This window comes from Ruminococcus sp. J1101004sp1_RTP21198st1_B9_RTP21198_201120 (genome assembly GCF_040924245.1).
In the GTDB taxonomy this organism is placed as follows: Bacteria; Bacillota; Clostridia; order Lachnospirales; family Lachnospiraceae; genus Blautia_A; species Blautia_A faecis.
Window position 1 is genome coordinate 1 of record NZ_JBCOMI010000004.1, and the last position, 21,334, is coordinate 21,334.

The following is a 21,334-nucleotide window of genomic DNA, read 5'->3' on the forward strand; positions in this document are numbered from 1 at the left end:
TTAGTCGCAGTTAGTCATTAGCTTGCCGGAACGTTGCGACGCGCGGCGGTGAATATACATTGTGAAATCGCGTCCGGAATAATGACCAACACACTAAATAGCAATCGTAAAAGTTTTCGAAAAAATTTAAAAAAATTATAAAATTCCTATTGACTTTTGTCCTACACTTGATATATAATACATCTTGCGTTGAGGAAATAACAAATCAACGAAATAGGAAATGCGCCTTTAGCTCAGTTGGTAGAGCACCTGACTCTTAATCAGGGTGTCCAGGGTTCGAACCCCTGAAGGCGCACTGAAAGCACTGTTTTTGCGGACAAAGCGATTGCCGCGGGGACGGTGTTTTTTTGTGCCCTTAAAGCCAGTAAAATCAACTCTTGCCGCTTCACATCCTTCTCTAATCAATCTCTCCAATCGTTCCGACTCCAGTTCCAATACCTGTCCACCCATAATCTCACCAATTCCTTTCTTCACCCGGAAGGATTCCTTGAAAATATAATCTGCAATTCTGTCAATCAATTCAATCAGATCTCGATAGTGTTTCTCTTTTCCCACATCCAGAAGTTCTTTCTCCAGTCTTTCCCCGATAAGTCTATATTCCTCCATCAATTGCTGAAATATGCTATCGTCTTCATCAATTTCTTTAACTCGGAAAACTCCGATATTTATCTTTTGTAAAGTAAAAAATCTCTTCCTCCTTATGCCCTATTTTACATGAAAACATTTTATTTTTCTATCCCAATTTTTCAGAAACCTAGAGCGTGTTTGAAAAATCATCCCAGCAATCTGCACGCCCCACTTTGTGGGAGATTTTGCCGAAAGCCTTTTTCAAACACGCTCTAATGCAAAATATTACTTTAAGCTTGAATCTCTTAAATAAAACCAATATACTCATATTAGAATTTTTCTGTATCGTCCAAGAGGTCGAAGCTGCTTCTGCAAAAATGAACAAACTTCAGGTTATACAAAAAATTAAGGAAGATCAGAAAACAAAGGAGGAGAAGAAATGCTTGAAAAAGGAAAAAAATTTTTAAACATCTGCTTAAGCACGTTCCTGTTGCTGTCAATAATATTCCTGTTCAGTGTACAGAATGTAAAAGCAGAGGAAGAAACGGATACGATCAATCCAGATGAAATCCAGATGTCAGTAGACAGCCTGCTCACAGGCATCAGCTCCAAAGGATTTCATCCAAGCAAAGGAAACTATCTTTCCATTCGTGCCGGAGTATCATTTAATACCGAACAGGACCTTGAGGGCACAGCCATCAATGTACGTCTTAGAATTCTAAACAAATCTGGTAAATATGTTTATGAAAAAACATACAAAAACATTGGCGGAACAAATTTCTGGGGCGATCCGGTCACTTCTTTTGACCATAAAACCATTCGCCTTGACTGGAACGGAAAACCCTCAAAAGGAAATGAAGCTGGGAAAAAGCCCACAGCCTACACATCAAATGGCACTTACAAAGTTGAGCTTTTCTATTATGTAGAAAAAGACCAGATCTGCATAAAATCTGTCACCAAAACCAAAAGTTTTAAAGTATCTTCCAAAGCCCCATCCGGAAGCAAAGGCCTCGCAGCTTCCACCACAATTCCAGAATACACCGGAGTCGATACTGTAGACTACATGGCAGAAAAAATGATCCAGTCAGCCAAAATAAAGCTCACTATGAGCCAGGATGAAAAAGTTCGACGTATCTACCACTGGATGACTGTAAACTTCAAGCATAAACACGCCGATGAATTTGTAAAAGCCAAAAATTACTACGATCTCACCAGCACCAAAGCCCAGAAGCGGATTAAAAACTACAAGAAAAAGACTCTCCAGAACTACCAAAACGGCAAACTTATTTTCGGTGGCTCCTCCTGGTCATCCTTTATGGCTCCTTATATGCAGAAACGCGGCGGAGTCTGCAGCGACCAGGCCGCAATCTTTGTCATCCTCTGCAACCACGTAGGCGTAGATGCCGGTGTCTGCAACGGCTACTATAAGAATCTGGATGGCACCAGAGCCGGCCACAGTTGGAACTATGCCATCGTAGATGGTAAAAAATATTACTACGATGTAGACGTAGAAATCCAGAACTACAGTAAAGGTCAGGGCGATTACTACTGGTATAAAAAAACCTTAAAACAGGCAAAGAAAAATCATATCTTCCAGTAACGCCAAAATAATATCAAAAACATTATAAAGAAAGCCCTTTGTAGAGGAAATTTTCTCCGCAAAGGGCTTCTTAATATAATTCCATATTTTACCAGAATCTCATTGTAACTTCTCTATAGTTTTTCGGAGCTTCAGACAAAATATGCCCTGTAATGAACAATTTATTTTGTCAGACATTTTATGTTTTTTATCTCTAATTGTAATATTTTCCGCGAATATTCTATAATATTTTGATTTTGTAAAAGTCAATACCTTTTTGCCGATTTCTGTCGAATTTTACATTTTCATAACAATAACCAAAACATTTGTTTCGATTCCCATTATGTAAATCAACTCATCCACATGCTTTTCCATGTGGATAATGTGGATAACTTTGTGTATAACTTGATTTTTCAACATTTTTTCATATTTTTGAAAGTGGAAAACTTTCTACCTATTAATTCACCTATCCACATTTTTTTTAAGTCTTTGTGCAATCTGCTAATTTCAACACTTTTCGACATTTTCCCTTGCAAAATATCGTATTTACAATACCTTACAAAATACACACAAATCAATTTTATTCTCTCACCATTCCCCTTTGTATCGTGGCATGGTTACCGTTCGCAACCTTCACAGTAACAAGCTTCGCAATGCACAAAAATCATGCTTTGCATGATTTCGCGCCGCAATTCTCGGGTTTTCTGCGAACCTTGTTCAAAAAAGCACCTCGCGGAATGTTATCAGCGAATAACAACGTTGCAGACTCCCGTCACTGTACAAAAAGGCCGGGGAAACCTTCCCCGGCTGTAAATGTCAGAACAGGATAACCGGATTTCATATCTGTTTTATCAAATGCTCCGCTCCCTCACTCTTATTCACTAAAGAAGCCGTCCGCTTCAATGTAAGTTCCTACTCCCACAGGCGCCTCATAATCATAGTTGGAAATCTTGATTCCAGACGCAGATGTACTTGCATGGATAATCTGTCCAGTTCCAATGTACAGTGCCACATGGCTGATTCCGCTTCCATAGAAAATCAGATCTCCTGGCTCCAGATCTTCCACGCTTTTTTTCGCTGATTGATTATACTGATCTGCTGCTACTCTGGGCAGTGAATAGCCAAACTGTGCAAACACAGACATTACAAACCCGGAACAGTCTGCTCCGTTTGTCAGACTTGTCCCACCGTAAACATAAGGATTTCCCTCAAACTGCAGCGCAAAATCCACGATTTGCTGACGAAGCTCTTCCTCAGAAAGTACCTCCTCTGCCTCTGCAGTCTCTGTCATCCCAGCTACAAATGCCTCGCCCGCCTTTTCCACAGCAGCCTTAGTCGCTGCAAACGCAGTCTGTGGAAAAATCATCTGAGAACAGACCGTTATACACATTGTCATTCCGCAGATCAGTTTTTTCATTTTATTTTTTAACATTCATACACCTCTCAATTTATATAAAATCACCCTTCAAAATGTTACATTTATATTAAGCATATGTAACAATTACGCATAATATCACAACAATCTGTTACCGTCAATTTTGCTCCCACAAATAAAAAAATCGCCTTTTCCGTGAAATCCAACAACTTCCCCATGACATCCCCAACTAATTTCGTCATTCCCGTCAGTCTTGTACACAAAATACACATAATCTTAAAGCCATGGAACCAAATATTTCGCATACTACACTGAAATTCTCAATAATATAGTAGAAATCCCCCAGAGCAGAGGGCATCCTATGTCAAACAGACCAAAATTCACCGCCGCTATTCTGGCTTTTTTTCTTATTATCTGCTTCACATTTTCCTGGCTTTTCAGTCATGTCTTCTCCGAAAATGCCCGCTTCAAAAACTTCGCGGAGTCCATATTTGAAAAAGAGGTTTCCGGAAACGCCCTGAATCTTCATTATTCCCTGGCTTATCCGGAAAAACAGGGCATCTCACGCCCCCGCGCTACCCTTGGCACAATACATCCCAACAATGAAAAAGCCTCTGCCCAGTGCCAGGAATATGTAAAAAAGCTGAAAAAATTTTCCCAGTCAAAGCTCAGTACTTCCAATCGCCTGACCCTTGATCTGCTCCTCCTTTACTACCACACCGAAGCCTCTCTGGGCGACAATTATCTTTTGGAAGAGCCGCTTAGCCCAAGCCTCGGGATCCAGGCGCAGCTGCCTGTACTGCTGGCCGAATACTCCTTCTACACCAATCAGGACATCACCGACTACCTGAATCTGCTCTGCAGCACAAAAGAATATTTCCAGAGCATTCTCGCCTTTGAACAGACAAAATCTGATGCCGGATTTTTTATGTGCGACGAAACTCTGGAACGCATTCAGGACCAATGCCGTGCTTTTATTCAAAACCCGGATTCCAATTATATGCTGGAAATTTTTTCACAGAAACTAAAAGCCTATGGAAAGCTTTCCGAAAAGGACCAGAAACAGCTGAACCTGACCCATAAACAGATTCTGAAAGAAAAGGTTCTCCCCGCATATCAAATGCTGATAGAAGGTCTGGAGCAGCTTCGGGGAACAGGCAAAAATACCGGAGGACTGGTCAATTTTTCCGGTGGAAAGGAATATTACCAATATCTTCTAAAAAGCCAGGTGGGAATCTACATACCTGTGGAAAAACTGGAAAAGCGCCTCACCCAGCAGCTTTCCACCGATTCTCAGGAAATTTCAGAACTTTTGAAACAGCATCCACAACTTCTCACATTGCTAAATGAGAAAATGGATTTGCCAGATATGGAGCCCACACGGGTCATGGAGCTTCTGGAAAAAAATATTCAGCAGGATTTCCCCTCCACTGCTTCTGTAGATTTCGAAATCCGGTCTGTACATAAATCCATGGAAGAATTTCTCAGCCCGGCGTTTTACCTGACACCGCCAATGGACACAGGAGCGCCAAATGTTATTTACATCAATCATGGACGGCAAATTTCCAATCTGGAGCTTTTTACCACGCTGGCGCACGAAGGCTTCCCCGGTCATCTTTACCAGACCGTTTATTTCGGACGACAAAGTCCATCCCATATCCGGTATCTCATCGATTACAGCGGATACGTGGAAGGCTGGGCCACTTATGTGGAAAGTTACGCGTATGATTATGCAGCAGATTATCTGTCTGCCGGCACCTTATCCTCACAGGAAGCTTCTGCTTGCACGCGACTTTCCTGGCTGAACCGCAGCGTGAATCTGTGCATTTACTCCCTGTTGGATGTGGGAATCCATTACCACGGCTGGACTCCTGCGCAAGCCGCCCGCTTCCTGAAACTTTTCGGAATCCGTGATGCTGCTGTCACGGCCGAGATTTACCGATATATCACCGAAACACCTGCTAATTATCTGAAATACTATGTGGGATATCTGAATTTTCTGGATCTGAAAGAAGAACAGCAATCCCTCCTTGGCGAAAACTTTGATCTGAAAAGTTTTCATCAGAAGATACTGGAAATCGGCCCTGTGCAGTTTCCGGTTTTGCGAAAATACATGAACGAGAAATTGTGATTGCCTCTGAAGCTGCAGTATTTTCGCCCGGCTTCTGCCTGCCAGATCCACGCGCAATATTACCCGAAAATTCCCGAAATGCTGTAACATTTTTTTAAATATTTATGTAATAACTTCTTTCTTTGAGCACAATAATTTGCTATAATGAACTCACATTGAAAATATGCAGGAGCAATCTGATTTTCTGATCCTGCTGGTCATATTTTCCTACATTAGAGAAGGGCAAAATCATGAAAAAACGAGATAATCTCCCATTAAATTATAAAGAACGCCTGAATTCCAGAACCAGCTTTCTGGTATCCATCGCGGTTCTGGTGGTTCTCTGCCTGGTGTTTAACCAGATGGACTACACCATGATCCGCCAGCCAGCCGCCCAGGCGAAAAAGGCAGCTGACTTACAAAAACAGAAGGAAGAAGAGGCAGCTGCCACCACCCAGGAAGTCACTACAGCCACAGTCCTTGCAGTTGGGGATAACCTGGTTCAGCCAAGTCTTCTTGCATCCGGCCAGTCAGAAACCGACGCCTGGAATTATAACAGTGTTTATGCCAATCTGAAATCTGATATACAGGCTGCCGACATTGCTATGGTCAATCAGGAAACACCTTTCACCACAGACCACAGCGCAGTCAGCGGTACCGCGCCTTACGCCACTCCTACAGAGATTGGCGACGCACTTATAAATGCCGGATTTAATGTAATCACATCTGCCACAGCACTGATTGATGACAATGGTTCTTCCATGATCAACGAAACTTTAAATTACTGGGAAACCAGTCATCCGGATGTCACTCTGGTTGGTATTCATAAAAACCAGTCCGGTATAGACGCTCCGAAGATTGTAGAAATTAACGGAATCAAGATTGCGTTCCTTAACTATACCTTCCCGTCATATGGAAGCCAGACTGTAAGCTCCGGCGACAGCACCGATAATTCTGATGGTTCTGCAAACGACTCTGCCAGCTCGGATACTTCCGACAGTTCAACAGGAGATGCAGACAGTTCTGGAAGTACAGATACATCCACTTCCGGAAAAGGCTCTATGATTGACACGTTCAGCACTGCCGATGTTGCAGCCGCCATCAAACAGGCCAAAGCTTCCGCAGACTGTGTGATTTTCTCTGCAAACTGGGGCAAGACCGAAGAACCAATGCCTACCGAATACGAAAAAGAATGGGCCAACTTCCTTATGGAGCAGGGTGTTGACGTTGTGATCGGAACCAATCCGAATGTGCTCCAGCCATATGGCTACCTTACAGATGACTCTGGTCACAACATGCTGATCTACTACTCCCTTGGCAACTTCGTTACCGGTCAGGAAACACTGAAGCAGCTTCTTGGCGGAATGGCAGCCTTTACCATTCAGAAGACTGTAGACGGCGACCAGACCAGCATCCAGATCCAAGATGCCACACTGACACCGCTGGTTATGCATTACAGCTACGATACCCTGGAATATGCACCATATAAGCTGGACGATTATACAGACGCTCTAGCATCTGCACACAGCGTCCGCCAGTCCATCGGAGATGAATTTTCCCTGGAAAACCTTCAGACAAAATATGATGAAATCATGTCCATGAACGTCACACCATCTACTAAGACGGATCTTCTGGATGTCACATTTGATTCCGACGGAAATATGCTGGATTCCAACGGAAATTACGTGGAGGATAATGATTCCATCACCTCCTCCTGGTACTATCAGACACTTGCCACCCAAAGCAGTTCCAGTTCTGACGGCTCTGGATCAGACCATTCCGGAGCAGACGCATCTGATGACAATTCAGAAGGTTAAATGTCACTGTTCACCGGTAACGTTCCGCGAGGTGTTTGTGTGAACAAAGTTCATACAAAACCCGAAACCTTTGACGCGAAATCATGCGAATGCATGATTTCTATGCATTACGAAGAGCGTTTCTGTGAACAGAGTTAGCAGAACCAAAAATAAATTACGCCCCATACCAGGTTCAATATTACTAATGACAAAATCTGCAGTACTATAATATATAGGCTGCAGATTTTTGTTATTCCGGCATTCCAAACATTTTTTTGTCATCAAATGGCTGGTATACAATTCCTATTTACTGCAAATCAGATAGTATCTATGTCTTATTGTCACGAAAACCAGTCATTTATCACATATAGGTTGTTTTTTCAGACAAAATCAGATAAAATTTATAGTAGAGTAGTAACGATTCCGCACATTCACAGTGATATCCTTCTGGATACACAGAAATCATGTTTTATACGATTTCGCGCCGCATTTCTCGTTTTTTCTGTGAACTTCGTTCACAAAAACACCTCGCGGAATAATGTCTGCTGAATCGTTATGTAGAATAATTAATAAAATCATTTTCGGACAATAACTGTACAAATTAACGAAACCACTATGTCTGCTCACACAGGCACCACCAGATATGAAATCCATGGTTTCTGCGCCAATGCACTCCTGCTATTGGCATCAGGTGGCATTCGTTTACATAATTTTTCCAGTCATTGACCGGTCAAAAAGAAAGGAGTTACAATATGGGACTTATTAAAGCAGCACTTGGCGCCGCAGGCGGTACACTTGCAGATCAGTGGAAAGAATTTTTCTACTGTGATGCCATCGACAATGACGTTCTGGCAGTAAAGGGGCAGAAGCGCACATCCAAACGTTCCTCCAATACCAAGGGAAGCGACAACATTATCACCACCGGATCCGGAATCGCAGTCGCAGACGGACAGTGTATGATGATCGTAGAGCAGGGCAAGATCGTTGATATCTGCGCAGAGCCAGGCGAATACACCTACGATGCTTCTACCGAGCCAAGTATTTTCTCCGGAAATCTGGGCGACGCCATCATGAACACTTTCCACACTATTGGCAAGCGTTTCACATTCGGCGGTGACACTGGCAAAGACCAGCGTGTTTACTATTTCAATACCAAAGAACTGGTGGACAATAAATTCGGAACTCCGAACCCGATTCCATTCCGTGTTGTAGACCAGAACATCGGACTGGACATTGATGTTTCTGTCCGCTGCAGCGGTGTTTATTCCTACCGCATTGCAGACCCGCTTCTCTTCTATTCCAACGTCTGCGGAAACTTTGAACAGCAGTACGACAGAGAGCAGATCGAGGGACAGCTGAAAACAGAATTTATCTCAGCTCTTCAGCCGGCATTTGCCAGCATTTCCCAGCAGGGAATCCGTCCAAGCGCACTTCCGGCTCATGCAATGGAGCTCTGTGATGCCATGAACCAGGCTCTCACCCAGAAATGGAGTCAGCTTCGTGGTCTCGTGATCGTATCTGTTGCCATGAATCCGATCACTCTTCCTGAGGAAGATGCCCAGATGATCAAAGAAGCTCAGCGTATGGCTATCCTCCGCAATCCTGCCATGGCAGCCGCTACTCTTGCAGGAGCACAGGCAGACGCCATGAAGACAGCAGCAGGCAACGCTGGCGGTGCCATGACCGGTTTCATGGGCATGAATATGGCAGGCATGACTGGCGGTTTTAACGCACAGAATCTTTACGCTATGGGACAGCAGCAGACAGCTCAGGCACAGCAGATGGCACAACCACAGCCAAATCCGGCCGTATCCCAGGCTCAGGCAGGCGGTTCTGCTCCGGCAGCTGACCAGTGGAAATGCTCCTGCGGTGCTATGGTTTCCGGTAATTTCTGCCCGGAATGCGGCGCGAAAAAGCCTCAGACACCTGCAGCAAATGCAAGCTGGACCTGTTCCTGCGGCGCTGTAAATACAGGCAAATTCTGCACCAACTGCGGTTCTCCTAAACCGGCTATGAAGCCTCGGTACCGCTGTGACAAGTGCGGCTGGGAACCGGAAGATCCAACCAATCCACCAAAATTCTGTCCGAACTGTGGCGATCCATTTAATGAAAACGATACCCAGTAAAAAAGCAGCATAAAAGGAGATGAATTATGTCCGATTTACTTGAATACAAATGCCCTTGCTGCGGCGGAGCAATCGAATTCAACAGTAAGCTCCAGAAGATGAAATGTCCTTACTGCGACACTGAATTTGATATGGAAGCCGTCAAAGAATTTAACGAAGCAGCAGCTAACCAGCAATCTGATGAATTGAACTGGGAGAGTGCTTCAGACAACTCCTGGAAGGAAGATGAAGCCAGCGGAATGTCCGTTTACATATGCCAGTCCTGCGGCGGGGAAATCGTTGCCGATGAAAGCACAGGTGCTTCCTCCTGCCCATTCTGCGGCAATCCGGTAGTAATGTCCGGCAAATTTTCCGGTACCCTGCGTCCGGATTTTATCATTCCGTTTAAGCTGGACAAAAAGGCAGCCAAAGAAGGTCTGACCAAACATCTTCACGGCAAGATCCTTTTACCCAAAGTATTTAAAAAGGAAAATCACATTGACGAGATCAAAGGTGTTTATGTGCCTTTCTGGCTTTTTGACACCGACGCTTCTGCAGATATCCGCTATCATGCCACCAAGACCCGTTTCTGGAGTGACAGCGACTATGATTATACGGAAACCAGCCATTACTCTGTTTTCCGTGCTGGAAACATCGGGTTCGACCAGATTCCGGTAGACGGTTCTTCCAAAATTGACAATGATTTAACAGAGTCTCTGGAGCCTTATGTAATTTCCGAGGCTGTGGACTTTGCCACTCCTTACCTGGCAGGATACGTTGCGGACAAATATGATGTATCCGCAGAAGAATCTGCTGAGCGCGCCAACCAGCGTGTAAGAAAAGCCGCTGAAGATGCTTTTCGCGATACGGTCATCGGTTATGACAGCGTTACCCCTGAAGATACCCGTATTCAGTTAAAAGGCGGTAAAACCCACTATGCTCTTTTCCCGGTATGGCTTCTTTCCACCACCTGGAAGGGCAACCACTATCTGTTCGGCATGAACGGACAGACTGGTAAATTTGTAGGAAATCTGCCTGTAGATAAAGGTATTTTCACTAAATGGTTCCTTGGACTTACTGCAGGTTTTTCCGTTGCTGCTTACGCCATTGCATGGCTGATTCACACATTTTGTTAAGGAGGAACATGCCATGAAAAAACAATCATTTGGAATTATTCTGGCGGCAGTGCTGGGAGCAGGAAGCCTTTTCAGTGCAGTTATTCCAGGCACAGATGCGCTTTTTACTACTGCTTTGCCAGGTACGGGAGCTGTTACGGTACAGGCCGCAGCTTCCAACAGCTTTGGCGGATCCGGCAGTGAGGAAGATGACTCTTATCAGGACTTTGCAGCCTCCGAATTTTCCCTTGTCCTGGACGAGGCGGATCTTCTCACAGATGAAGAAGAATCCCAGCTTCTGGATAAGCTGGAAGCCATCACCGGGGAATACAATCTGGAAGTGGCAGTTGCCACAGTAGAGTCGAAAGACGGCAATGAGATGAACTACTTTACAGATCATTTCTTCGATGAGAATGGTTACGGAACCGGCGAAAACCACGACGGAATCCTGTTCATGGTCAGCATTGGCGACCGTGAATGGCACATTACCACCCACGGATATGGTATGACTGCGTTTAACGATGACGGACTTGCTTATCTGAAGGAAAATGTAGAGCCTCTGTTAAAGGATGAAAACTTCTACGGCGCTTTCGATACCTACGCAGATCTGTGTCAGGATCTGTTGGAAATGGCTGCTAACGGGGAGCCTTATACAGAGCCCTTTTCTCCCATATGGATTCTCATTTCCCTGGGAATCGGTCTTGTGCTTGCGTTTCTGTGCACCATGGGCATGAGAGCCCAGCTGAAAAGCGTACGGACACAGGACAGCGCAGTGGATTATGTGCGCCAGGGAAGTATGGAACTGACAAGATCAAACGATATTTTCCTGTATCACACAGTTACCAAAACAGCGAAACCGAAGGATAGTGACAGTTCCTCCGGCGGCTCAGACAGCGATCACGGAGGTACAGGCGGAAGCTTCTAAAAAGATTCCTTCTTGCAGAATTGCACTGCGGCAGGTCGCCTCGAACGACACCTCCCCTTCCGCCGCAGTGCAATCCTGCCCGGTAATAGGAAATTCCAACAGCATTTCCTATTACAACATAAAAAAGAACTCGATTCATACATGGCAAATAAATGTACTTAGAGCCTCTTTGAAAAAGACTACCGCATTTATTTACTTTGAATCGAGTTCTTTTTATATATCAGCTAAACAGACATTTCACCTGCCGGCAGCATCACCATATAGGAAAGCCAGCCGGATCAGTCGTCTTCCATCTCCTCTTTCTTCTTTGCAGTCTCAAACACATAGTCATTTCCCGGAAGAACGGCGTTCAGCAGGATTCCTACAATTGCAGCAAGTGCAAGTCCTGTAAGAGTAATATGTGCGCCTGCGATGGTAAATGTAAGTCCATCGGAAATGCCAAGACCACAAACCAGGATAACCGCTGTAATAACCAGGTTACGAGAACGTGTCAGGTCTACTTTGTTCTCAACTACATTACGGACACCAACAGCAGAGATCATTCCATAAAGAATAAAACTGATACCACCGATGATCGCAGACGGAAGGGAACTGATCACCTCAGCCATCTTCGGGATAAAGCTGAGGATAACTGCATAAATAGCAGCCAGACGGATTACCTTCGGGTCATAAACACGGCTCAGAGCAAGAACACTGGTGTTCTCTCCGTAAGTTGTATTTGCAGGTCCACCGATCAGTGCTGACAAGGAGGTTGCAAGTCCGTCACCCAGAAGTGTACGGTGAAGTCCCGGATCTTCGATGAAATTGCGGTCAACCGTTGCGGAAATAGCAGAAATATCGCCAATGTGCTCCATCATGGAAGCAATTGCGATCGGTGCCATTGCAAGGATTGCAGTAATGTTAAATTTGCAGAGGAAGAATTTCGGAACACCTACGATCGGCGCACTTGCTACTCCTGCAAAGCTGAGGATAGCACTTCCATCTGCGTTTGTCATACCCAGGGCATTCATGATCAGGGCAACCACATAAGAAACAACAATACCCATCAGAATCGGAATAATACGGAACATTCCAACGCCCCAGATATTGAAGAAAATAACAGTTCCAAGTGCGATCAAAGCAAGGATCCAGTTCTGGGATGCGTTGCTGATTGCAGACGGTGCAAGGCTAAGACCAATACAGATAATAATCGGACCAGTTACAACCGGAGGCAGATAACGCATGACGCGCTTTACGCCAATTACCTTAACGATCATTGCAAGTACCAGATACAGAAGTCCTGCTACAAACACACCACCGCATGCATATGGAAGCTTCTCTCCATAAGACATGTTGGCAAAAATTCCGGTGTCAAGCTCTGCAACGGTGGCAAATCCGCCAAGAAATGCAAATGATGAGCCCAGGAATGCAGGTACCTTCAGCTTAGTCAGCACATGGAACAGAAGTGTTCCGAATCCGGCACAGAACAGGGTTACCTGAATGGATAAGCCCTCGCCGTGAAAATAGTTGTTTACCAGGATCGGCACCAGAATGGTAGCGCCAAACATGGCGAACATATGCTGGAGTCCCAGAATCAGCATCTGTGGGATTCCAAGCTTTTTGGCATCATAAATGCCCTCAACTCTGAATTTCATAAATATAGTTCCTCCTTTTCCCTTAGAGCCTGTTCACAACCTGACTGGTAACGCACTTCACACTGTACGAAATCATACATTCGCATGATTTCTTCCAATACGGTCTATACTGTGAACAGCAATCGTTACTGTTCACTGGTAACGTTCCGCGAGGCGTTTTTTGTGAACAAAGTTCACAGAAAACCCGAGAATTGCGGCGCGAAATCATGCAAATGCATGATTTCTGTGCATCGCGAAGCGCGTTACTGTGAACGGAGTGAACAGTAACCAGCAATCTTGTTATAGTATAAAGTATGCGACAAATTTTTACAATTATTGACTTTCTATAGAAAGTGCGATATGATTTTTACAGTATTCCCATAGAGCATTTTCAATACGCTCTGGAACCCGTTTAAAAAAGGTTCTGAAGGGATTGTTAGTTCCTGTTCACTGGTAACGTTCCGCGAGGTGTTTTTTGTGAACAAAGTTCACAGAAAACCCGAGAAGTGCGGCGCGAAATCATGCGAATGCATGATTTCTGTGCATCGCGAAGCGTGTTACTGATCACGGAGTGAACAGTAACGATTGTTATTGCATAGGGCAATGGCAACTTTATCACACTACGGAGGTTTTTATCATGTCAAATTTTTCAGATATGGACAATGTTTTTATTATGGATCACCCGCTGATCCAGCATAAGATTTCCATTCTTCGTAATAAGGAGACCGGAACAAATGAATTCCGCAAACTTATTGAGGAGATTGCAGTTCTTATGGGTTTTGAAGCTCTTCGCGATCTTCCCCTTGAGGATGTTGAAGTTGAGACTCCTATTGAGACTTGCAGAACTCCTATGATTTCTGGTAAGAAGCTTGCTGTTGTTCCTGTACTTCGTGCAGGTCTGGGTATGGTAAATGGTATCACCACTCTGGTTCCATCTGCCAAGATCGGTCATATTGGTCTTTACCGTGACCCGGTTACTCATGAGCCTCATGAGTACTATTGTAAGCTTCCGGATCCTATCGACCAGCGTCTCATCGTTATGGTTGACCCCATGCTTGCAACTGGCGGCTCTGCTATCTCCGCTGTTAACTTCATCAAACAGCATGGTGGAAAGAGCATTAAATGTATGTTTGTTATCGCTGCTCCGGAAGGTCTGAAACGACTTCATGAGGTGCACCCGGATGTGCAGATCTATGTAGGACATCTGGACAGAGAACTGAACGACCGCGCTTATATCTGCCCGGGACTTGGCGATGCAGGCGACAGAATTTTTGGTACTAAATAGATTTTTGACCAGAGCATATTTGAAAAAGGCTGAATTCCGGAAATTATCTCATTTCCAGAATTCAGCCTTTTTTTGCCCGATCATGCTTTTTCCATCTTCGCCTTATACTCTACGCAAAGCATGGTAATATCATCAAACTGCGGTGCCTCTCCCACAAAAGCATCAATATCTTTTTTCACTTCAGGCAGAATTTCTGATGGTGTTCTGTCTTTTACACGATTCAGAACCTGCTCCAGACGCTCCATTCCATAAAGCTGATTTTCTACATTTGTAGCCTCAGTCACACCGTCTGTATACTGGAAGATCAAATCTCCCACATCCAGCGTCATACTGCCGGCTTTATAGTTCATATCTTCAAATCCAGCAAGGACAAAGCCTGGACGGATCTTATATGCCTCAAAACTGCCGCCTGCTTTACAGATAAATGGCATTTCATGTCCAGCATTTACGAAACAGAACTCTCCTGTCACCAGATCCAACACACCTTCAAAAGCAGTGATAAACAAGCCTTCACTGTTTGCCTCACAAAGAAGATTATTTACAGTAGAGAAAACCTCCCCCAAATCTCTTCCTGGTGTAGTGTGATCCTTGATAAGCGTTTTTCCAATGACCATAAAGAGCGCAGCCGGAACACCTTTTCCGGATACATCGGCCATAACAATTGCCAGATGTGTCTCATCTACCATGAAGAAATCGTAAAAATCACCGCCAACTTCTTTTGCAGGTGTCATAGTTGCATAAATATCAAATTCCTTACGATCCGGAAAGGCCGGGAAAATACATGGCAGCATGGATGCCTGAATATTCCTGGCAATATCCAGCTCAGTGCCGATTCGCTCCTTCTCGGCAGTCACTTTGGACAGATTGGCAATGTAATTTTCAAGCTCTTCCATCATAAAGTTAAAAGAGTCACTTAGTGCCTCGATCTCATCACCAGTTTTCATGGTAATTCTCTGATTCTCAAACTTTCCGCTCTCTGTAATCTCCTGGGTAAAATCAGCCAGCCTGCTGATCGGTCTGGTGATTGTCTTTCGCACAAAGACAATATACGCAGCCATCGTCACTGCGATAATGCAAAAAGAAATCAGCAGCATATTGATAAGAAAGGAATTCAGATAATTCCTGACCTCTTTCATATCCAGAATATACTGAATTTCTGCCAGAGCCTTTCCATTCTCGTCCAGAATCACCGAAATGCCCGTGTAATTATAGCCATAGCTGTTGTCCGTCACAAGCGGATGATCCACACCTTTATTCTGCTGATACTGGTTCCATATGGTAATATATTTCTCCATGTCAGCAGGATCATCAGGATTTGCAGCATCAGTGTACAAAATGTCACTTCCATAGGCAATCTGATTCGCAGGATCATCTCCCAATTCCTCAACCAGGGCATCTATGTAGAAATGAACACTGTCTTCATCCGGAACAACCAGAGACAGATATGTAACATCGCCATCCTTTTTCAGCTTGTTAAACAACGTAACCATTTCCGAATATTCTTCTGTCTTGTCCCCGCCTTCTGCCAGGATTTTCTTCACATCCGAAACCGACATCATATCTGCAATACTATTGCTGTTCGTCATTACCCTCTGTGCATATAGATTTTCCAGATAGGATCTGGAGCTTCTATAGCTGAAAAGAGAAATGGCAATGGTAAGGATTACACCGATCACGCCAAGTGAAAGTATAAATTTAGGAAGAAGTTTTATTTTCATTTGCAATTCCTTTCCTTAACTTTCTTAAAATAGACCTCTGCATCACACTTGCAGCGTCCTTTGCAATATGGACAATAAAGTTCTTTTTTATTATACCAGATCATCTTTGCAGAAAAAAGATGAACAAACTTACATTCCTGAAGTGCCCTTTCCAGAGGAACTTTACCGCCTGCATTCCAGCAGATGATAAACACTTCCCCTATGCCCTTCTCCGCAAACTGATTCAATGCATAGTTCATAAGCCCAACTGCCAGACCCTGTCTGCGAAATGCTTCTTTTATTCCTACTGACTGAATCTTGCCAACAGGTGCCAAAGTATCCTGCTGGCATACCCGTTGGATTTTCTGTTCCGTAAGCCTGGTATCCTCTGCAATCTGCTTCTCATTGGTAAGATAGTAATAAATATATCCTGCAAGCTCTCCTTCTGCAGTTCTCAGCAGAAGGAATGCCCGTTCACTGCTTCCAATGGCCTGCTCAAGCTCTTCTTTCTGATACAGATTTTCGCCTACGCACCTGTCCATAAGCTGCAGTGTTTCCTCAATATCCTCTTTTTCCAATGAATACAGACAAAATTCTCTGCCAGAAGCCCCAAACCTCCCTGTCTTTTGTGTCATAAGCTTCCCTTCTCACAGGACAAAATCTGCATGCCCATTGTAATCTCCGATTCCTCACTCAGAATCAGCTGCTGAAGTTCTTCATAATTCTTCTTCAGCCAGTTCTGCCAGTCCTGATATTTTCTGTTATCCGGTTCTTCCGCCAGCAAGATTTCCACATCCTCGGGCAAATAGGAAAAAAAGGTCTGGAAAATATCTTCTTTTTGCTGCTGTTCGCCTTTGGCAGCGGAAATCTCCTTGCACCAGACATGGATATAATCGTATCCGCAGTTGGTCAGCCAGCCGGGAACGGCCTGACCGGTTTCTCTTTTTCCTGCGTATTTGTCCTCTTTTAAGATATCCAGAAACTGTCCAAGAAGATTCTTTTCATCTGGAGCCAAAGTGGATATGCGGTCATTGCTTTCTGTGATAAAAATCACTCCGCCTTTTTTCAAAAAATTCTTCAATGTGCGAAGCAGCTTTTCCCCATCATATAAATGCATTAATACAAAAGAAAGACAGATCAGGTCAAATTCTCTGTCTTCCGGTTCTGCGCAGAGCTTCTGAAGGTCCGCTGAAAACGAATCCCGATCCACATCCATCTGATAAAAAGAAAATTTAGTATTTCCGAATTGACTGTTGGCTCTTTCCACAAGCTGCTGATTATACTCCAGGCCAATCACCCTGGAAATCCTGTCATCTGAAAAGCGGTGAAAGGTTCTGGTGCCATCATTGCAGCCAATATCCAGAACAGAAAGTTCTGATTTCCCCTTAAAAAAATGCTCTAACGCAGGTTTCTCTGCCTGTGACAACAGCAAATTCTGTCTTCTCAGTCGTTCCCTCTCTTTTTCTTCCTGAAATACTAACTGACTTTGCACTACTTGTCTCCTTGTCCGTCAAAATTTACGCTCTGAATAATAACCGCTTCGCATTCTCTTCCGTCACTGCAATTACTTCTTCTGCAGTAATTCCCTTAATCTGCGCCAGGGCTTCTGCAACATAGGGCAGATTCAAGGAAGAATTTCTCCTGCCTCGATTGGGCTCCGGTGCCATATAAGGGCAGTCCGTTTCCAGAACGATCTGGGACAGCGGCGCTATGGCAGCTACTTCTTTCAGCTTCTTTGCATTTTTGAAAGTAAGCACGCCGCCAATGCCAAGATAAAGTCCCATTTTCAAATATTCCGCCGCAATCTCCTTACTGTAGGAAAAGCAGTGAATGATTCCTCCGGACATATCTTTTTTCATATATTCCTTTACAATCTCCAGAGTGTCCTCGGCTGCATCCCGGCTGTGGATCATAAATGGCAGCTTCTCCTCCCTAGCAATGTCCATCTGCGCCCGGAACATCTCCTGCTGCTGTTTATGCTCTGCCTCTTCCTTATGCCAGTAGTAATCCAGACCGATTTCTCCGATGGCGACCATTTTCTCCATATGGGAAAGACGCCGGATCTCATCCAGAGTATCCTGTGTCATAATTCCTGCATCGTCGGGATGAACCCCCACTGCGCCATACACAAAAGGATACGCTTTCATCAATTCCAAGGTCCCGCCAAATCCCCCGGCTGACGCGCACACATTTACAATACAGCCCACTCCCCCGTCTTTCATGGAAGAAAGGAGCTGATCTCTGTCTTCGTCAAATGCCTCATCATCATAATGTGCATGTGTATCAAATATCATTTTTCTGCCTCATTTTTCTTTGAAATACAACAATTATAGCATACTAAAATCATACCAGTAAAGTGTTATAAACCTCTTTTTGGAAGTTCTATTTTAGTTGTTACTGTGAATAGAACGAACATCGAACTATTTTAAACACAATTTCAAAAACACAAAAAAATACTTGACAATTCAGAAGATTCGACAGATAATGTGAAGCTTGAAAAAATTGATATTCCTTATGTCTAGGTACCAGGCGGTAGCATTTTTGCATATATAAACGGAGACAGTACCGGAAAAACAGTTCTTCTCAGATCCGACATCGATGCACTTCCCATACTGGAATCCGAGACTAATCTAAAGAATAAAAAAGTATGTATTTCCAAAAATCCTGGTGTTATGCATGGCTGCGGCCATGACGGCCACATTGCTATGCTTCTTAGCGCCGCAAAAATACTGAAGAATATGGAAGCATCCCTAAATGGACGCGTTGTCCTTATGTTTGAGGAAGGAGAAGAAGGACATCGGAATATAGAAAAGCTTCTGGCTTATATGGCAGAAAAGGACATGAAGTTTGACACCTGCTACGCCTCTCATGTGCGTTGGGACATTCCCACAGGAAAACTTTCCTGCTGCCAGGGTTCTGCCATGTCAGGCCTTTACCACTTCGTACTTGAAATAAACGGAAAAGGCGGACACGGTTCCAGACCGGATCTTGCCCACAGTGTAATTGACTGTTTCCATGACATATATTCCAACCTTGATACACTCCGGCTAAAATACATAAAGCCAAACACCGTTCTGACCTGGTCTCTGGGCTCTGTCAATGCAGGAGCAACCTTTAACCTGATTCCCGACAAGCTTACCTGCGAAGGAAGCATCCGAATGATGGATCGAAACAGCGGAGAAGAATTTATCAAAGAATTTGAACGAATTGTTGCTGCAATTTGTCCTCTTAATTACTGTACCTACCAGTTTAAATTGCTGGAACAGCTTTTACCTACAGAGAACTATCCTGCATGCAGAAAAACCTATCTTGATTCGATCAAGAAACAGATCGGCGAAGATGTCATATATGATTGTGAGCCATGGATGGCATCTGAAACCTTCAGTTATATGTGCAGCCTGTTTCCAGGTGTAGAAACCTTCGTGGGAATAAAAAATGACGAATTAGGTTCCGGCGCTAATCACCATACCCCGGAATTTGATCTGGACGAGGACGGACTTACCTATGGTACTGCCGCTGCCGTCAGCTACGTTTTGGAATACTTTGAAAACACGCCTGACACTTCTGCTTTTGAACCTGCATACAACAGCATCAGCGAACTGATTGCGACATTTGGTCAACAGCCAGGAAGTACCGAATATATGGATTTGATGCTGAACAGCAACAATTTCGGAATTGACGGTACTGCAGAGCTGCTTGCAAATATAATTCGTAAAAATTTCGGATTATAGATCTTCCTAGAGCGTGTTTGAAAAAGGCTTTCTGCAAGATGTGCGTCACAATTTGTGGGAGATTTTGTCCGGATGAGGGCGCCGTAGCGGGCTACGGCAACCGAATTCGGGTGAAATCTCCCGCAAAGTGGGGCGTGCAGATTGCGAGAATGATTTTTCAAACAGTCTCTAATGTACTTATGCTGCCTCACGCCGCATATTTTACCGATCAGGCACTGGAAGATATGGTGCACAATTCACTGATTGTAACAAGCCAGTATTTTAAAACTATGAAAGAGCAGCCATAAGCAGTCTTCGTCAGCCCACAAACTAAGAATCCCCTCCACAAAAGCAACTGCTGCATAGTGGAGGGGATTCTCATTTACTATAAAATTTATGAATATTTACTGCCTTGCACAATTTCCAGCTTCCCCGGTCATAATCTCAATGCCATGACCAAGAGCTCCAATAATGTATTCCAGACTCTCCTTTACTGCTTTCGGACTGCCTGGAAGATTAATGATCAGAGTCTTTTTCCGGATTCCGGCTGTGGCGCGGCTGAGCATGGCGCGTTTTGTGATCGTCATGCTGTAGGCGCGGATGGCTTCCGGGATTCCCGGAACCTTACGTTCTGTGATATCTTCGGTGGCCTCCGGCATAACATCCCGCGGGGAAAAACCTGTTCCACCAGTAGTCAAAATCAGTTCTGCCTGATTCTCATCTGCGATTTCCGCCATTCGTCTGGAAAGCATGGCACGGTCATCCGGAAGAATATCCATAGATACTACCTGATAGCCTTCTCTTTCTGCGATTTCCTTAATTGCCGGACCGCTTAAATCTTCCCGCTTGCCCTGATATCCCATATCACTGGATGTGATAATTGCTACTCGTTTCATTTTTCTCCCCCCTTCGTTTTTATTTCTTTGAATAAAAAATCTCCACTCTTACCGCCAGTTTTCTCTACCAGGTGAATATCCGTCATCACCATATGCTTGTCGATTGCCTTGCACATATCATAAATTGTAAGAAGAGTCACCTGCACACCTGTAAGGGCTTCCATTTCCACACCGGTTTTACCGTCTGTCTTCACAGTGCAAAAAGTGCGGATAATTCCATTTTCTTTTTCAATTTCGAAATCAATGGTACATTTGGTAACCGGCAAAGGATGGCACATAGGTACCAGATCCGAGGTGTGCTTCACAGACATGATCCCGGCAACTCTGGCAACGCCAAGAACGTCTCCCTTTGCCACAGTGCCTGCAGTAAGATGCTCCATGATTTCTGCTCCAACCTGGATAGAACCTGTTGCAATTGCAGTTCTGTGGGTAATCGGTTTATCCGAGACATCCACCATAACAGCATTACCATTTTTATCAAAATGGCTTAGTTTATTACACATAATTCGTCCCTTTTTATAACAATATTAACCTATTATATTATATTCCGGCTATATCAGA

The 21,334-nt window shown here is 44.2% G+C and carries 20 protein-coding genes and 1 tRNA gene; 11 read left to right on the forward strand and 10 right to left on the reverse strand.

Features of this window, described 5'->3' with window-relative positions; all coding sequences use genetic code 11:
• The first annotated feature begins 222 nt into the window (after positions 1 to 222).
• Positions 223 to 295, forward strand: a tRNA-Lys gene (locus AB5618_RS03520).
• Positions 296 to 705: 410 nt separating this feature from the next.
• Here the strand turns inward: AB5618_RS03520 and AB5618_RS03525 are convergent.
• Positions 706 to 792, reverse strand: coding sequence for a hypothetical protein (locus tag AB5618_RS03525; protein ID WP_368357037.1), 87 nt, complete (start codon positions 790 to 792; stop codon positions 706 to 708).
• On the opposite strand from AB5618_RS03525, the gene AB5618_RS03530 reads away from it, so the two are divergent.
• Together AB5618_RS03530 and AB5618_RS03535 are read left to right on the forward strand one after the other, a co-directional pair.
• Positions 762 to 1,034: a hypothetical protein gene (locus tag AB5618_RS03530; RefSeq protein WP_173735395.1), complete on the forward strand. Its 273-nt coding sequence runs from the start codon at positions 762 to 764 to the stop codon at positions 1,032 to 1,034. The genes AB5618_RS03525 and AB5618_RS03530 overlap by 31 nt on opposite strands.
• Entirely contained in the window at positions 1,007 to 2,167 is a 1,161-nt protein-coding gene (locus tag AB5618_RS03535; RefSeq protein ID WP_173718507.1) for a transglutaminase domain-containing protein, read from the forward strand. The genes AB5618_RS03530 and AB5618_RS03535 overlap by 28 nt, the downstream gene beginning before the upstream one ends.
• A gap of 853 nt (positions 2,168 to 3,020) precedes the next feature.
• Here the strand turns inward: AB5618_RS03535 and AB5618_RS03540 are convergent.
• Positions 3,021 to 3,578, reverse strand: coding sequence for a C40 family peptidase (locus AB5618_RS03540; protein WP_148463726.1), 558 nt, complete (start codon positions 3,576 to 3,578; stop codon positions 3,021 to 3,023).
• A 304-nt stretch (positions 3,579 to 3,882) separates the two neighbouring features.
• Between AB5618_RS03540 and AB5618_RS03545 the strand changes: the two genes are divergently transcribed.
• From AB5618_RS03545 to AB5618_RS03565, 5 genes are all read left to right on the forward strand, one after another.
• Entirely contained in the window at positions 3,883 to 5,652 is a 1,770-nt protein-coding gene (locus AB5618_RS03545) for a DUF885 domain-containing protein (protein ID WP_368366493.1), read from the forward strand.
• A 230-nt stretch (positions 5,653 to 5,882) separates the two neighbouring features.
• Positions 5,883 to 7,448 (forward strand): CapA family protein, encoded by a 1,566-nt coding sequence (locus AB5618_RS03550; protein ID WP_368366495.1) that lies wholly within the window; start codon positions 5,883 to 5,885, stop codon positions 7,446 to 7,448.
• A 731-nt stretch (positions 7,449 to 8,179) separates the two neighbouring features.
• Positions 8,180 to 9,553, forward strand: a complete 1,374-nt coding sequence (locus AB5618_RS03555; RefSeq protein WP_173735399.1) for an SPFH domain-containing protein — start codon at positions 8,180 to 8,182, stop codon at positions 9,551 to 9,553.
• Positions 9,554 to 9,579: 26 nt separating this feature from the next.
• Entirely contained in the window at positions 9,580 to 10,668 is a 1,089-nt protein-coding gene (locus AB5618_RS03560; protein ID WP_173735400.1) for a hypothetical protein, read from the forward strand.
• Positions 10,669 to 10,681: 13 nt separating this feature from the next.
• A complete protein-coding gene (locus AB5618_RS03565; protein ID WP_173735401.1) occupies positions 10,682 to 11,572 on the forward strand; it encodes a TPM domain-containing protein in 891 nt (296 codons plus the stop codon).
• A gap of 278 nt (positions 11,573 to 11,850) precedes the next feature.
• On the opposite strand, the gene AB5618_RS03570 is transcribed toward AB5618_RS03565, so the two are convergent.
• On the reverse strand, positions 11,851 to 13,206 hold the full coding sequence (locus AB5618_RS03570) for a uracil-xanthine permease family protein (RefSeq protein WP_118579324.1): 1,356 nt from the start codon (positions 13,204 to 13,206) through the stop codon (positions 11,851 to 11,853).
• A gap of 634 nt (positions 13,207 to 13,840) precedes the next feature.
• On the opposite strand from AB5618_RS03570, the gene upp reads away from it, so the two are divergent.
• A complete protein-coding gene (gene upp, locus AB5618_RS03575; protein ID WP_118579383.1) occupies positions 13,841 to 14,470 on the forward strand; it encodes a uracil phosphoribosyltransferase in 630 nt (209 codons plus the stop codon).
• 80 nt (positions 14,471 to 14,550) lie between these two features.
• Here the strand turns inward: upp and AB5618_RS03580 are convergent, their stop codons facing one another.
• The 4 genes from AB5618_RS03580 to AB5618_RS03595 are packed head-to-tail and all read right to left on the reverse strand — an operon-like array spanning position 14,551 to position 18,461.
• Complete coding sequence (locus AB5618_RS03580) at positions 14,551 to 16,188, reverse strand: SpoIIE family protein phosphatase (protein WP_227198948.1); 1,638 nt, start codon at positions 16,186 to 16,188, stop codon at positions 14,551 to 14,553.
• Positions 16,185 to 16,802 (reverse strand): GNAT family N-acetyltransferase, encoded by a 618-nt coding sequence (locus AB5618_RS03585; RefSeq protein WP_173718512.1) that lies wholly within the window; start codon positions 16,800 to 16,802, stop codon positions 16,185 to 16,187. The genes AB5618_RS03580 and AB5618_RS03585 overlap by 4 nt, the downstream gene beginning before the upstream one ends.
• Positions 16,799 to 17,659 carry a bifunctional 2-polyprenyl-6-hydroxyphenol methylase/3-demethylubiquinol 3-O-methyltransferase UbiG gene (locus AB5618_RS03590; RefSeq protein WP_173718513.1) on the reverse strand — a complete coding sequence of 287 codons (861 nt, stop codon included), beginning with the start codon at positions 17,657 to 17,659 and terminating at the stop codon, positions 16,799 to 16,801. Before AB5618_RS03590 ends, AB5618_RS03585 begins: the two co-directional genes overlap by 4 nt.
• Positions 17,660 to 17,684: 25 nt before the next feature.
• Positions 17,685 to 18,461 carry a TatD family hydrolase gene (locus AB5618_RS03595; protein WP_173718514.1) on the reverse strand — a complete coding sequence of 259 codons (777 nt, stop codon included), beginning with the start codon at positions 18,459 to 18,461 and terminating at the stop codon, positions 17,685 to 17,687.
• A 243-nt stretch (positions 18,462 to 18,704) separates the two neighbouring features.
• Between AB5618_RS03595 and AB5618_RS03600 the strand changes: the two genes are divergently transcribed.
• Positions 18,705 to 19,898 (forward strand): M20 family metallopeptidase, encoded by a 1,194-nt coding sequence (locus tag AB5618_RS03600; RefSeq protein WP_173718547.1) that lies wholly within the window; start codon positions 18,705 to 18,707, stop codon positions 19,896 to 19,898.
• Here the strand turns inward: AB5618_RS03600 and AB5618_RS03605 are convergent.
• A complete protein-coding gene (locus tag AB5618_RS03605; RefSeq protein ID WP_306467818.1) occupies positions 19,784 to 20,038 on the reverse strand; it encodes a DUF6783 domain-containing protein in 255 nt (84 codons plus the stop codon). The two genes, AB5618_RS03600 and AB5618_RS03605, sit on opposite strands and share 115 nt — an antisense overlap.
• Between AB5618_RS03605 and AB5618_RS03610 the strand changes: the two genes are divergently transcribed.
• Positions 19,937 to 20,185, forward strand: a complete 249-nt coding sequence (locus tag AB5618_RS03610; RefSeq protein ID WP_173718515.1) for a DUF6783 domain-containing protein — start codon at positions 19,937 to 19,939, stop codon at positions 20,183 to 20,185. The two genes, AB5618_RS03605 and AB5618_RS03610, sit on opposite strands and share 102 nt — an antisense overlap.
• A gap of 96 nt (positions 20,186 to 20,281) precedes the next feature.
• Here the strand turns inward: AB5618_RS03610 and AB5618_RS03615 are convergent, their stop codons facing one another.
• Together AB5618_RS03615 and moaC are read right to left on the reverse strand one after the other, a co-directional pair.
• Positions 20,282 to 20,773 carry a molybdenum cofactor biosynthesis protein B gene (locus tag AB5618_RS03615; protein WP_148463758.1) on the reverse strand — a complete coding sequence of 164 codons (492 nt, stop codon included), beginning with the start codon at positions 20,771 to 20,773 and terminating at the stop codon, positions 20,282 to 20,284.
• Positions 20,770 to 21,276: a cyclic pyranopterin monophosphate synthase MoaC gene (moaC, locus tag AB5618_RS03620; RefSeq protein WP_118577929.1), complete on the reverse strand. Its 507-nt coding sequence runs from the start codon at positions 21,274 to 21,276 to the stop codon at positions 20,770 to 20,772. Before moaC ends, AB5618_RS03615 begins: the two co-directional genes overlap by 4 nt.
• Between the last annotated feature and the right edge of the window lie 58 nt (positions 21,277 to 21,334).